Origin of the sequence: Nocardia sp. NPDC004068, assembly GCF_042874315.1 — a bacterium.
Lineage (GTDB): Bacteria > Actinomycetota > Actinomycetes > Mycobacteriales > Mycobacteriaceae > Nocardia.
Genome location: NZ_JBIAMW010000010.1, coordinates 173,279 through 185,719 on the forward strand (window position 1 = coordinate 173,279; position 12,441 = coordinate 185,719).

The window sequence follows — 12,441 nt, forward strand, 5'->3', positions numbered from 1 at the left end:
GACGATCCCCCAGCACCCCGAAGAGAGTTGGCAGTCAGATGGTCGACACCATTCAGTCCCGCTACCCGCGCGTGCACGGGTTCGAGTTGTCGCTGGCCGAGCGGGATCGGCGATGGTCGGCGGCGCGGGCGCAGATGAGTGCTCGTGGCTTGGCGGCGCTGGTGATCAGTGGGTTTCACTCGGTGTTGTACGAGGGGCAGGCGGGTCTGCGGTGGTTCACCAATCTCGATATCGAGGGTTACCTCGTCTTCCCGCTGGAGGGTGAGCCGGTGCACTTCGGGTTCACCCCCAAGCCGAAGGTCAGCCGGCTGGCGGGCTGCTGGGTTCCCGATGCTCGGAGCGGGTTCCCGAGCTTCGCGCTCGCCATCGCCGACGTTCTGCGGGAGCGCGGTGTGACCAGCGGGAAGGTCGGGGTGCTCTCGATCGGTGGGGTGTTCGGCGAGTACGCGGGTTTCCCCTACGCGACGTTGGCCACGCTGCACAGTGAGATGCCGGAGGTCGGCTTCGAGGACGCGATCGACTGGTTCGCTCAGCTTCGAAAGATCAAGAGCGCCGAGGAGATTCGCTGTTACGAGATCGGCGGCGAGATCGCCGAGGAGGTCTTCGAGGCGGTGTACGAGACCGCGCGCGAAGGTGTGCCGGATGCCGAGATCCGGGCCGCCATCTCGGCGGCGCGGATCCGCCGCGGGTGCGAACCGCATTCGACCACGTTCTACTCGCAGGGCAAGGACACGAGTCCGATTTTGGAGAGCGGTCTGCTGACCGAACCCGGGTATGCCCGGACCCTGGAGCGGGGCGACCTCATCACCGCCGAGATCACCATGCGCGTGAACGGTTACGAGATCGAGTTCAATCAGACGTGGGTGCTCGGCGAGGCCGCTGCCGAAGCGGAGCGCATGTTCGAGGTGTGGAAGGCGTCCTTCGAGGCGGGTATCGCCACCTTGCGCCCGGGCATCGACCAGAAGCAGTTGCAGGCCGCGATGCGAGCGCCGCTCGACGAGGCGGGTTTCACCTGGTTCTATCCGTTCTTTCACGGATCGGGTCTGCTGGACGAGCCGCCCGCGGCGAATGTCCGCGTCAGCAACTTCTCCGACGGTCGCGAGATCGAAAGACCGTACGCCCCAACGGTATTCGAGGAGAACATGGTCCTCATCTTCGAGCCGAGCGTGGTGACGACCCGACGGTGGGGCGACGACGACACCTTGCCGTGGACCCCGCAGCGCGGGTTCTCGATGGGCTGCCCGGTCGTGGTGACCGCCGACGGTTGCCGCCCGCTGGTGGGGGATTGGTGGAGGCCCGGCGTGATCCGCCTGCCGGCGTGATCGGCGAAGGATCGACTGTGACCACAACAGGTTCTCGGGTGCGGGTCCGGGTCGACGCGGGCGTGGCGACACTGACCTTCGACAACCCTCCGGTGAATGCCTGGAACAGGCAGATGACCGACGGCCTGGGCGCCGCTCTGGAGTCGCTGCGCGCCGATGCCTCGGTGCGGGTGGTGGTCGTGACCGGCGCCGGGAAGAAGGCGTTCAGCGCGGGTTCGGACATCGTGGAGATGGCCGGACTGCTGGGTCCCGGTGAGGCCGTCGAGCACAAGCTCGCGCCGCAGCAGCGGATATTCGCGGAGCTGGCCTCGTTTCCGCGCCCGACGATCGCGGCGCTCAACGGGTACACGCTGGGCGGCGGGTTGGAGATCGCGGTGTGCTGCGACCTCATCGTCGCCGAGGAACACATCTCGATCGGGTCGCCCGAGATCACCTTGGGCCTGTTCCCGAGCAGCGGCGGGACATTCCGTGTGGCACGCCGGATCGGGGTGGGGCGGGCCAAGTACATGCAACTTCTCGGCACACCCGTCGACGCGGCCACGGCATTGTCCTGGGGTTTGGTCAACGAGGTTGTGCCGCAGGGTGATTCGCTGCGACGGGCGTACGAGCTCGCGCGACAGCTGTCGGATCTTCCCGGCACCGCGTTGTCGTTGTGCAAATCGGTGATCGACGCGGCCCACGATCTCGATGAGACGGAGCTGATTTCGGCCCCGCTGCGCGCGAGCGAGCGGGCCTTCACCTCCGCCGAAGCGGCCGAGGGTATCGCCGCGTTCCGGGCCGGGCGGAAGCCGGATTTCCGGCGGACCTCCGCCGTTCGTTGACGCCCGAGAGGAGTGGTGGTGCAGCAGAGGAATCAGGGGCCGCTCGGCGGGATCCGGGTGGTCGAAGTCGGGGGGATGGGACCGACCCCGTTCGCCGGGATGATGCTCGCCGATCTGGGGGCCGAGGTCATCCGCATCGAGCGGCCCGCGGGTCTCGGGGTGTTTCCCGGTGATTCGACGGTCGATGTCCTCAATCGGGGCAAGAAGTCGGTCGTTCTGGATCTGAAACAGCCGTCCGCGAGGGAGGCGCTGCTGGCGTTGGTCGCCCGCAGCGACATTCTCATCGAAGGAAACAGACCGGGAGTGGCGGAGCGGCTCGGGTACGGCCCGGCGGCGTGCTTCGAACAGCGCGCGTCGCTCGTCTACGGCCGGATGACCGGATGGGGACAGAGCGGCCCGTTGGCGCACACCGCCGGCCACGACATCAACTACATCGCCCTGACCGGTGCGCTGCACGCCGTGGGCACCAGCGAATCCGGACCGGTCGTCCCGCTCAACCTGGTGGGCGACTTCGGCGGGGGCGGAATGTATTTGGTGGCGGGAGTGCTCGCCGCGCTCGTCGAAAGCCGGATCTCAGGGGTCGGGCAGGTGGTCGACGCGGCCGTCGCCGACGGCGCGAGCCATCTCCTCGCCTCGATTCACGGATTGATGAACGCCGGTGCGTGGCAGGACAAGCGCGCGTCGAATCTCCTGGACGGCGGCGCCCCGTATTACGCGGTGTACCGCACGGCCGACGACGAATACGTCGCCGTCGGCGCGTACGAGGAGAAATTCTTCCGAAAGATGCTGCGGGGCTTGGGAATCGACGAAACCACCGTTCCCGACCGGGACGATACGGCCCGATGGCCGACCCTGCGCGCGATCCTCGCACAGGCATTCGCCGCGCACACCCGGAAGCATTGGGAAGAGGTCTTCGAGGGGACCGACGCCTGTGTGTCGCCGGTGCTGTCGCTTCGCGAGGCCGCCGAGCATCCGCAGATCGCCCACCGCGCGGCGGTTGTCGCGCGGGACGGATACCTCCAGCCCGGCGTCGCGCCCCGCTTCTCCCGCCACCCCGAGTCCTCGCCGCGGCCGCGCCCACGTCCGTTCGGGGCGGACACCTCGGCCGTGCTCGCGGAACTCGGCGTGGCCGAAGCGCGATCGTCTGTCGGCGAAAGGCATTGGGGTGGACATCAATTGGATCGTTGACGCGCCGTTCCGCGGTCTGCCGGTGGGTGATCCGGACACCGTCGCGGTGTCGGAAGAGGGAAAGGACAGCCTGACCTATTCCGGTCTACGGGAGCGGCGGAACAGATGGATCGACGTCCTGCTGCGTGCGGGCGTGCGGCCGGGTGACCGGGTGGGTGTGCTGCTGCTGAACTCCGTCGACTACATCGCGCTCTACTTCGCCATTTCCCGGATCGGCGCCGTCGTCGTGCGCGTCAACTTCCGGCTCACGCCACCGGAATTGCGGCACGTTCTCCTGGATTCCGGCTGCACGGTCGTCGTCGCGCACACGACATTGTCCACGCAGGTCGAGCCCATCCGCGACGAGGTTCCCGTGCGGCGGTGGTTGGCCGTGGACAACGGGCAGCCGAGACCGGAGTGGGCGATCGATCCGGATCTGGAATTCGCCTCGACCGACGACACCACGCTCCCGCGTCCGGCCGGATCGGACCTGCTGATGCTGATGTACACGTCCGGAACGACCGGCAGACCCAAAGGGGTCATGTGGTCGCACGACAACGCGCTGTGGCTGGCCATGATCCAGTCGGTGAAATGGCGTTACGAACCCACGGTCTGGATGACGACCGGCCCGCTCTATCACGCCGGGGCCTTCGAGGTGCTCTTGCTGCCCGCGCTGTTCATGCACGGAACGGCGGTTTTCATGTCGAGCGGTGGAATGAGCACCCGGCGGATCGTGGACGCGATCGGCGCCCTCGGCGTCACGCACGTCCTGCTCTATCCGTTCATGCTCTACGATCTGCTGCAATCTCCTTGTCTCCCAACGGATCTGCCGAGTCTGCAAGCGATTCTCTGTGGTGGTGATCCCGTCCAGCAGTGGGCCCTGGAGGCCGCCGCCGAGCGTTTTCCGACCGTGGAGATCCACCAGGGGTACGGGCTGACCGAAGGCGGTACCGGTTCGACCTGCCTCGATCACGAGGACGCGCGCGAGAACGCGGGAAGTGTCGGGCGACCGATGCCCCTCACGGATGTGATGACGGTCGACGCGGACGGCAATCCCGCCGCACCCGGCGTGGTCGGCGAGATCTGGGTGCGCTCGCCCACCGTCGCGATCGGATATTGGAACAATCCGGACGCGACGGCGGAAACCTTCGTCGACGGCTGGTGTCGCACCGGCGATCTGGGCAGCGTCACCGAGAACGGCTTCCTGGTCGTGTCCGGTCGCGCCAAGGACATGTTTCGCAGCGGGGGAGAGAACGTCTATCCGGCCGAGGTCGAGAGTGTGCTGGCCGCACATCCCGGCGTGGCGCGGATCGCCGTCGTGGGGGTGCCGGACGAGAGATATCTCGAGGTGGGCTGCGCGGTCGTGGTCGCCGCCGACGGTGCGGATATCGCGTCGTTGCGGGCGGATCTCGTCGCATTCGCCGGAGACAATCTGGCGGGTTACAAACGCCCGCGGCACTGGGTTTTCGTGGCGGAGTTACCGGTCAATGCGGCGGGCAAGGTTCAGAAGCAGGTCCTGCGCGAGACCTACGCCGGTATCCAACAGCACAATTCTTCGAAGAAGGAGTAGACAATGGTGTCGATCGAAGAACGCCTACAGCAATATGTGGACGTCGTGGCCCCCTATCTGGAGCCGAACTATCCCGCCGAGTGCGGCGAGACATTCGAGCAATGGGCCGCCCGGCGCGCGGCCGGCGACGGTCCCAAGATGAATATGGATCCGGACCGCCTGGTGTGGAGCAATCTCGACGATTCGGCGATTTCGCCCGCCGAACATGGGGCATTCGCCCGGGAAACGTTGAGTCGTTATCCGGACCTGCGCCGGGAAAGGGTGCGGATCTCGCCGTTCATCGGCAGGTTCGCGGTGGCCACCGTACCCGGCGATATCGAGGAGATCGCCGACGGTGGGTGCGTGGTGGAGCAGGTCGTCGTCGCGACCGCCACCGACGGCTCCCGGGTGCGCATTCCCTTGTGCGTGATCTTCTATGTCAAGGACGGCAAGATCGTCCGGCTGCACGAATACCAGGACCGTGCGGTGTATCAGCCGTGGGCCGACGGCCATCTCGCGGCGGATCTGAAGCGCACCTCGGTCGGTAAATAATCTCGAAAAGGAGTGGAACAATGGCAATCACCAACCGTCGCATCGTCACCGGACTGAATTCCGCGGGACGATCCTCCGTCCTGTCCGACGATACGATCGACAAACTTCCCGGCGGCACGTCGGAACACCCGCTGGTATGGGCTACGCCGGGATTCCCCGCGAACAACGAGGGTAGCGATGATCCGATGGCGAAACAGGCCGTCGGCCCGGAAATGTTCTCCGACGGTAGCGGATTCGTATTCATGTCCGAGATGGAACCGGGGTATTCGGGTCCGTTCCACGCGACGAATACTCTGGATTTCGTCTTCGTCACGCATGGGCGAGTGCGGATAACCCTCGAGGACGGCGACGCGATCGCCGGGCCCGGTGACATCATCGTCGACCGCGGCGTCGCGCATCAGTGGAGTGTCGTCGGTGACGAGCCCGTCGTGCTGGCCGCGGTCGTGCTCCCGGCGATCCCCTTGCGGGACGCGGTCACCAAGGCCTCGTTCTGAACTCGGCGGGAGCGACGTGAAGACAAGAGCCGCGATCATCCGGGAAACCGGAAAGCCTTGGGAGATCGCCGATCTCGAACTCGACGAGCCGGGCACGGGCGAGGTGCTCGTTCGTTTCGCCGCGTCGGGCTTGTGCCATTCCGATGAACATCTGCGGACCGTGGGCGGATGCCGGCTTCCCCTGGTCGGCGGGCACGAAGGGGCCGGGGTGGTCGAGGCCGTCGGTTCCGGGGTGACGCGGGCGAGCGTCGGCGACCATGTGGTGTGCTCGTTCATCCCGGTCTGCGGAGTCTGCCGATATTGTTCGACCGGTCGCCAGAACCTCTGCGACGCCGGCGCCGAAATGGTGACGGGAATGATGTCCGACGGGACGTTCCGGTTCCACGACGACGCGGGCACGGGCCTCGGCGGATTCTGTGCCCTGGGCACCTTCGCCGAATGTGCTGTCGTGTCACAGAATTCGGTGGTGCGCATCGGTGACGACATCCCCTTCGATGTCGCGGCGGTGGTCGGTTGTGCCGTCCCGACGGGATGGGGATCGGCCGTCAATGTCGCCGGTGTGCGACCGGAGGACACCGTGGTCGTCTTCGGGGTCGGCGGTGTGGGAATCAACGCGGTGCAGGGAGCGAGTTACGCGGGTGCGCGCCACGTGATCGCCGTCGACCCCGTCGAATTCAAGCGCGAGCAGGCGCTGCGATTCGGCGCCACGCACGTCTTCGCCGACGCGCGCGACGCCCACCGGGCGGTGGTCGAACTGACCCGCGGGCAGCTCGCCGAGCACGCCATCTGCACGGTCGGCATGCTGACCGCCGAGGTGATGGCACAGGCGATCGGGATCATCGGAAAGGACTCCCAGGTCACCGTCACATCCGGTGGCCCGGTGGAACTTCCGCTCGACGCGAACCTGATGGTGTATCAGAAGCGGATCGTCGGCAACGTATTCGGCAAATGCAACCCGCTCCACGACATTCCGCTGTTGCTGGACCTGTACCGGGACGGCCGCCTGAAACTCGACGAGCTGATCAGCAAGCGGTACACCCTCGACGAGATCACTCGCGGATACGCGGACCAGGAGGACGGGAAGATCCTCAGGGGAGCGGTCGTCCATTAGGTGCGGCCAGAGCGCGGGTGACCCAGCCCACTCGGCCGCTGTCTTTAATCTATATTAAAATAGATACCGATGGCGGTCGCGTGGAGCGATCCGAAGGAAGGAAACGACAATGCCGGTACGGCTGGCCGAACCCCGCTCGATCACCATGACGGCAGACGACGGCGAGCTTCGCGCGGCGCTGCGGGAAGCCAACCTTCCGACGCTTCTGCTGGTACTGGCGCAATTCACCGGGGACGAGGGGTGGCTGCGCGCACCTTATCTTCCGACCCGGACGAGGGCTCTGAACGACAACGACGACGGTGGATTCCCGCCCGAAATCCAGGAGGAGATCCGCGCGGCGGCCTTCGAGGTGATTCGGGAGTGGCGCGACGGTGCGCGGCCGACGCCGCCGCCCCCGGCCGACGACGAGCTTCCCGGCCTGTTGTCGATTTCGCTCGGTGAGACGGTGCCCCGGGAATACGCCGCGAGCCTGGCGATCGAGGGGAATCTGCATCCGCGGCCCGAGGTGCGGTGGACGCACGGCCGCCCGTCCGCCGCCGACCGCCTCGGCGTGCTCGTTATCGGTGCCGGGTTCTCGGGCATCGCGGCGGCGGTGACGTTGCGGCAGTTGGGTATTCCGTTCACCGTCATCGAAAAGTCCGATGCCCCAGGCGGAGTCTGGCATCAGAACACGTATCCCGGTGCGGGCGTGGACACTCCGAGTCACCTGTACCATTACGCGTTCGCTCCGACGGGATCGTGGACCCGGTATTACGCCAAGCAGCCCGAGATCCTGAACTACATCAACGGCACGGCCCAGAAATTCGGTGTCGCCGAGCGCATCCGGTTCGGCACCGAGGTCGAACGCGCCGAGTGGGATGCGGCCCGGCAACGGTGGACCGTGACCGTGCGGACGCGCGAGGGGGTCACCGAGCGGCTCGAGGCCGCCGTCGTGATCAGCTGCGTCGGATTTCTCAATCGGCCGTCGATTCCCGATTTCGAGGGCATGGACCGCTTCGCCGGCCCGATGTTCCACTCCGCCGAATGGGATCACTCGGTCGACCTGCGCGGCAAACGCGTCGCCGTGATCGGCACCGGTGCCACCGCGATGCAGATCGTGCCGTCCATCGCGGACGAGGCACAGCGGGTGCTGGTCTTCCAGCGGTCCGCGCAATGGGTGGCGCCGAACCTGAATTATCGTCGCGACGTCCTGCCGGAGGTGCGGCTGCTCATGGAACAGGTGCCGTACTACGCCGCCTTCTATCGGATGCGCTTGATCTGGCAGTTCCAGGACAAATTGCTGGCCACCCTGCGTCGTGATCCGCACTGGGAGCATCCAGAACGCTCGATCAACGCGACGAACGAGAAGCATCGCCGCTTCTTCACCGAATACGTCGATCGTGAGTTGGGGGACCGAATCGACCTGCGCGACAAGGTGTTACCGACCTATCCGCCCTACGGGAAGCGGATCCTGATGGACAACGGCTGGATCGAGACGGTCAAACGCGACGATGTCGAACTGGTCGCGGCCGGGGTCCGGGGATTCGACGAACACCATGTTCGCACCGAGGACGGCCGTCGTCATCGCGCCGATGTGGTCGTCCTGGCGACCGGGTTCGAGAGCAGCCGGATGCTGGCGCCGATGGATATCCGGGGGCGATCCGGTGTGGGATTGCGGGAACAGTGGGGTGACGACAATCCCTACGCCTACCTCGGCATCACCGTTCCCGACTTCCCGAATTTCTTCATCGTCGGCGGCCCCAATACCGCGCTGGGGCACGGGGGCAGCAATCTGTTCCCCTCCGAATGCGCCGTCGCGTACATCGCGCAGATCCTGGTGGCGATGGTCGAGCGAGGAATGGGTGCCGTGGAGGTGAAGGACACCGTGTGCGCCGAATACAACCGACGCCTGCACGCCGAACACGAGCAACTGATCTGGACCCATCCGGGGATGACCACCTGGTACCGCAACCGGCACGGGCGCGTGACCGCGCCGCTGCCGTGGCGCGGCGTCGACTACTTCGAGATGACCCGCGTACCGGACTTCGACGACTTCGTCGTGACCCCTACGGCGTCGACTCCTGTGCCCGCAGCCATTCGCGGGGATCGCCGATGACCGGAAGCGGGCGATCGGCCTCGGCCTTGGGGCCGCCGAGGCCGAACCGGACCAGCGACTGGGCGGACGACACGATGTGGTCGACCGAGCTGCGTTTCGGGTCGAACCATTCCGATGCGTAGTTCAGGGCTCCGAGCACCAGAATGACGGCGATGGTCGGATCGAGCCCGTCGCGGCATTCCCCCGCGGCGATGGCGTCGGTGATCAGTCGCCGCCACAATTCCCCGTATTTGACCTGCTCCTCCTCCGGCTTCGCCTTGAGATGGTCGGGGAGCTGCCCGATATTGCGGGCCGAGGCGGTGGCATAGTCCGAAATGCCCATGGCATTGCGCAGATGTACTTCGACGGCGACGAGAATGCGGTCCATCGCGGAGTGATCGTCGGCGAGCGCGTCCAGGACAGACCCGACGATCTGCCGGGTATCGGCACTTCCGTAGCGAATGGCCTCGACGATGAGAGCCTCGCGCGAGTCGAAATAGTAATAGATCGCCGGGGCTTGCATCTCGGCTTCGTCGGCGATGTCGGACAAGCGCGTTCCGGCGTAACCCTTGCGGCTCAGGATTTTCGCCGTCGCGTCGAGAATTCGGCGTCGCGTGGCCGCCCCCTTCGACGCGGCCTCGGCCGACGTCTCTTTTTTATTCTGCGTTCTCGCCACGTTCGAAGGGTACACGCTGGCCCGGAGACGACGGTGACCGCCTATAATCTCAATTTCATTATGGGCGGACCGCGGTCCCGGGGCCGATCGAGGGCACGCCGCCTCCTGGGAAAGATCTCTCCTCTGCACGGTCGGCGTGCCGCCTGCCAGTCTCGATGACGGCACCGCCGGAAGCCGATACCAGGCGGTGAGTGAGGAGACAGTCATGGCACCGGTGTCCGAGGACGTCGCACGGGCGGCGACGGTGATCGTGGGCGGCTCGCTCGGCGGTCTCAGCACCGCCCTGGCACTGGCCGCCCGCGGGCGGGCCAGCACGGTTCTGGAACGGACCAGCGGCCGGACGCAGCGCGGAGTCGCGATTCTGGTGTCGGGCGCGAGCCTGAGCAGGGCCTTGGGCGAGCGGGCTCGCGAGATCGTCGGGGCGTCGCTCGGATCCGCGTCCATGCGGCAGGGGACGTATCCGCACGCCTGGTGGGACGTGTACTCCGCCTTGCGCGCCGCGGCCGACGCCGAACCGCTCATCACCATCGTCGAGAACGCGCATGTCTCCGAGGTGGGACAGACCGGCGAATACGCCTGGGCTCGTACCGACGACGGACGCGAATGGCGAGCCGAGGCACTGCTGGGGGCCGACGGATATCGCAGCATCGTGCGGCGGTACGTCGACGCCGCCCGCCCCGCCGCGACGTACGCGGGCTACGTCGTCTGGCTCGGTCAGTCGGATCTGCCGGGGTCGTTCGCCGATCGGGTCGGCGGGCCGGACTTCTTCACCGGCGCCAACGACATGCTCGCGGTGTATCCGCTGATCGAACGCGACGGCTCGGTGACCCGATACGGGTGGGGCTGGTTCGATCCGAACCACACCGCCCTGTTCCGCCGGATCGGCGCGGTCGACGGTTCGGAGGTCAAGTACACGCCGCGGGTGGGCGCGATTCCGGACGATATCTACGACGCGATGATCCGCAGGGCCGGTGCGCAATGGGACGAACCGTGGCGCAGCGGTGTGGTACAGGCGTTCCGGGACCGCGATGTCGTCGCCACACCGATCACCGAATATCTGCCGGATCGTGTCGTCAACGACCGGATCGCGGTGCTCGGCGACGCCGCGCACGCGCAGACTCCCATGACCGGGGCGGGATTCGAGGAAGCGGTGGCGGATGCGGCGGCGCTCGCCGAGGCGCTCGGTGGGTCGGAGGACGACGTCCGGGACGCGCTCGAACGATACGAATTCGCCCGGCTGAGCGGGATGCGGGCCCGGGTTTCGGTGGGGCAGTCCTTCAGCCGATCGTTCGCGGGGGTGTGACGGGAGGTTCGGGCGCGCCGACTGTCCGATTGTTGGACATGGCCCGGGTTATCGCCGTTATTACGTTGTGTCTCCAGCACCCCATATCGGTGCGATTCGCTTCTTGCCGGGAAGAATTGGAGACATATCGTGAGGGTCCGCCGCCGCAACGGGCATCAGCAGAGGGTTCCCCGGGGGACGGGACGGCAGCGAGCGGCCGCGGCGAGCCTGGCTGCTGTCGCGGCGGCCCTGCTGATCACGCAGTTCGCGTATCCGGGGTCGGCGATCGCGGACGCACCGCCCATCGATCATCTCTACGTGTCGGCGGCCGGATCCGATCAGTTGTTCGGCTTCGACGTGACGACCGGTGCGGCCCCGCGCGCGATCGCCGGGGCCACCGAGAAAACGGGGTTCGGCGCGCTCTCGGTGAAGGCGTCGGCGGATGGCCGGTTCCTCTACGTTCTCGCCATCGCACCCACTCCCGCGATTTTCGCGTTCTCGATAGCGCCCGACGGGAGCCTCGCGACCATTCCGGGCGCCCCGGTGGTGGCTCCGCAGGCTCCGCTCGGGATGAACGTGTCGCCGGACGGTCGTCATCCTCGTTCTCGTCCAGGGCCCCGACGGCGCTGGAAACGCCACGATGCAGGGCTATTCGGTGTCGCCGGAGGGCCTTCCCACACCGGCGGGAGCGCCGGTGATCGTGGGCGCGCTGGCGGCCAGCGGTCCGGTTCCGATGGCCGCGGTGTCGCCGGACAATCGCCATGTCTATGTCACCAACTACGCGGCCGGTTCGGTGACCCGCTACGAACTGCACGACGACAGCACGCTCTCGCCGCCCCGGGAGACGGTCCCGACGGGCGGGGGCCCGGTCAGCCCGACCGTCTCACCGGACGGCGAATTCCTGTTCACCTCGTGTGAGCACGTCGGCGGCGTGGCGGTCCTGCGCATCGACCCGTCGACCGGCGTGCTGACCCCGGTGCCCGGATCGCCGTTCGCGACCGGGGGCCTGACTCCGCACGGAATCGCGTTGAGTCCCGACGGCCGCCGCCTGTACACGCCGAACGCATTGACCAATACCGTCACGGGATTCGACGTCGCCACCGACGGGTCGCTGCGACCGCTCCCGGGGTCGCCGTATCAGGGCGGTGCGCTCGGGGCCTTGCCGGGGCAGGTCTTCGTCTCCTCGGACGGCCGCGAACTCTACGCTGTGGATTTGGCCGGGACCTCGCCCGAACCGCTGGTCGCGCTGCGCGGCTACAGCATCGGGCCCGACGGCGCGTTGACGCCCGATCCGGCGCCGCCGGTGAGTACGGGACAGATCTTCTCGGCGGCTTCACTGCTCGTACCTGCGCGATAGTCGAAAGCCGTTATGCCACACCGGGATAGCCCCGGC

The 12,441-nt window shown here is 66.8% G+C and carries 11 protein-coding genes; 10 read left to right on the forward strand and 1 reads right to left on the reverse strand.

Annotation, left to right across the window (positions count from 1 at the left end; all coding sequences use genetic code 11):
* The first annotated feature begins 38 nt into the window (after positions 1 to 38).
* From ACFYTQ_RS25620 to ACFYTQ_RS25655, 8 genes are all read left to right on the forward strand, one after another.
* The gene (locus ACFYTQ_RS25620) at positions 39 to 1,322 is read left to right on the forward strand and encodes a M24 family metallopeptidase (RefSeq protein WP_387365927.1); all 1,284 of its coding nucleotides are present in this window, start codon (positions 39 to 41) and stop codon (positions 1,320 to 1,322) included.
* Positions 1,323 to 1,339: 17 nt separating this feature from the next.
* On the forward strand, positions 1,340 to 2,143 hold the full coding sequence (locus ACFYTQ_RS25625; RefSeq protein ID WP_387365929.1) for an enoyl-CoA hydratase/isomerase family protein: 804 nt from the start codon (positions 1,340 to 1,342) through the stop codon (positions 2,141 to 2,143).
* Between the two features lie 18 nt (positions 2,144 to 2,161).
* Positions 2,162 to 3,331 (forward strand): CaiB/BaiF CoA transferase family protein, encoded by a 1,170-nt coding sequence (locus tag ACFYTQ_RS25630; RefSeq protein WP_387365932.1) that lies wholly within the window; start codon positions 2,162 to 2,164, stop codon positions 3,329 to 3,331.
* Positions 3,309 to 4,880: a class I adenylate-forming enzyme family protein gene (locus ACFYTQ_RS25635; protein WP_387365935.1), complete on the forward strand. Its 1,572-nt coding sequence runs from the start codon at positions 3,309 to 3,311 to the stop codon at positions 4,878 to 4,880. Before ACFYTQ_RS25630 ends, ACFYTQ_RS25635 begins: the two co-directional genes overlap by 23 nt.
* 3 nt (positions 4,881 to 4,883) lie before the next feature.
* Positions 4,884 to 5,411 (forward strand): hypothetical protein, encoded by a 528-nt coding sequence (locus ACFYTQ_RS25640; protein WP_387365938.1) that lies wholly within the window; start codon positions 4,884 to 4,886, stop codon positions 5,409 to 5,411.
* 20 nt (positions 5,412 to 5,431) lie between these two features.
* On the forward strand, positions 5,432 to 5,905 hold the full coding sequence (locus ACFYTQ_RS25645; protein ID WP_387365941.1) for a cupin domain-containing protein: 474 nt from the start codon (positions 5,432 to 5,434) through the stop codon (positions 5,903 to 5,905).
* Positions 5,906 to 5,921: 16 nt separating this feature from the next.
* Positions 5,922 to 7,016 (forward strand): NDMA-dependent alcohol dehydrogenase, encoded by a 1,095-nt coding sequence (locus tag ACFYTQ_RS25650; RefSeq protein WP_387365944.1) that lies wholly within the window; start codon positions 5,922 to 5,924, stop codon positions 7,014 to 7,016.
* Between the two features lie 109 nt (positions 7,017 to 7,125).
* Entirely contained in the window at positions 7,126 to 9,111 is a 1,986-nt protein-coding gene (locus tag ACFYTQ_RS25655) for a flavin-containing monooxygenase (protein WP_387365947.1), read from the forward strand.
* Here ACFYTQ_RS25655 and ACFYTQ_RS25660 read toward each other — a convergent pair.
* Positions 9,062 to 9,973 (reverse strand): TetR/AcrR family transcriptional regulator, encoded by a 912-nt coding sequence (locus tag ACFYTQ_RS25660; protein WP_387365950.1) that lies wholly within the window; start codon positions 9,971 to 9,973, stop codon positions 9,062 to 9,064. The genes ACFYTQ_RS25655 and ACFYTQ_RS25660 overlap by 50 nt on opposite strands.
* On the opposite strand from ACFYTQ_RS25660, the gene ACFYTQ_RS25665 reads away from it, so the two are divergent.
* Both ACFYTQ_RS25665 and ACFYTQ_RS25670 read left to right on the forward strand, forming a co-directional pair.
* The gene (locus ACFYTQ_RS25665; RefSeq protein ID WP_387365953.1) at positions 9,972 to 11,069 is read left to right on the forward strand and encodes an FAD-dependent monooxygenase; all 1,098 of its coding nucleotides are present in this window, start codon (positions 9,972 to 9,974) and stop codon (positions 11,067 to 11,069) included. The genes ACFYTQ_RS25660 and ACFYTQ_RS25665 overlap by 2 nt on opposite strands.
* 619 nt (positions 11,070 to 11,688) lie before the next feature.
* Positions 11,689 to 12,405 carry a lactonase family protein gene (locus ACFYTQ_RS25670; protein ID WP_387365955.1) on the forward strand — a complete coding sequence of 239 codons (717 nt, stop codon included), beginning with the start codon at positions 11,689 to 11,691 and terminating at the stop codon, positions 12,403 to 12,405.
* Positions 12,406 to 12,441: the final 36 nt, after the last annotated feature.

Coding starts and splice junctions, on each gene's coding strand:
- ACFYTQ_RS25655 (WP_387365947.1), top strand. CDS start 7,126: ATGCCGGTACGGCTGGCCGAACCCCGCTCGATCACCATGACGGCAGAC.
- ACFYTQ_RS25670 (WP_387365955.1), top strand. CDS start 11,689: ATGCAGGGCTATTCGGTGTCGCCGGAGGGCCTTCCCACACCGGCGGGA.
- ACFYTQ_RS25620 (WP_387365927.1), top strand. CDS start 39: ATGGTCGACACCATTCAGTCCCGCTACCCGCGCGTGCACGGGTTCGAG.
- ACFYTQ_RS25645 (WP_387365941.1), top strand. CDS start 5,432: ATGGCAATCACCAACCGTCGCATCGTCACCGGACTGAATTCCGCGGGA.
- ACFYTQ_RS25660 (WP_387365950.1), bottom strand. CDS start 9,973: ATGACTGTCTCCTCACTCACCGCCTGGTATCGGCTTCCGGCGGTGCCG.
- ACFYTQ_RS25665 (WP_387365953.1), top strand. CDS start 9,972: ATGGCACCGGTGTCCGAGGACGTCGCACGGGCGGCGACGGTGATCGTG.
- ACFYTQ_RS25640 (WP_387365938.1), top strand. CDS start 4,884: ATGGTGTCGATCGAAGAACGCCTACAGCAATATGTGGACGTCGTGGCC.